Origin of the sequence: Pseudomonas sp. SID14000 (genome assembly GCF_002165135.1) — a bacterium.
Taxonomy (GTDB): Bacteria; Pseudomonadota; Gammaproteobacteria; order Pseudomonadales; family Pseudomonadaceae; genus Aquipseudomonas.
In genome coordinates, this window is sequence record NZ_NFZQ01000134.1 from 1 (window position 1) to 413 (window position 413).

The 413-nt window shown below is 54.5% G+C and carries 1 protein-coding gene; it reads left to right on the plus strand.

The genetic code is table 11. The features are described 5' to 3' along the window. A partial coding sequence (locus CAY82_RS25245; protein WP_140399181.1) for an AAA family ATPase occupies window positions 1–413 on the plus strand: 413 nt, incomplete at both ends.

Sequence of the window (413 nt, forward strand, 5' to 3'; positions counted from 1 at the left end):
ACGATCTCAATGTTCCGGCTGAATTGCGTGAACTTGCCATTCGGCAGTTGAGTGGTGGCTGGCAGCGGCTTGCGCTTCTGGCACGCACATGGGTGTCCGAGCCTGACGTGCTATTGCTGGACGAGCCGACAAACCATCTCGACCTTGAGAAGGTGCATTTGCTGGAAAACTGGCTTGATGCGCTCCCGCGTTCAGTAGCCGTCATTGTTTGCAGTCATGACCGCGCCTTTCTTGATGTGGTGACGAAACGCACGCTTTTCCTGCGTGCGGATAAGTCGTTTGTCTTTGCGTTGCCCTACAGCCAAGCGCGTGTGGCACTTGACGAGATAGATGCGGCTGACGCCCGCCAGTTTGAAAAGGACATGAAGACTGTCCAGCAATTGCGCAGACAGGCGGCAAAACTCAACAATATA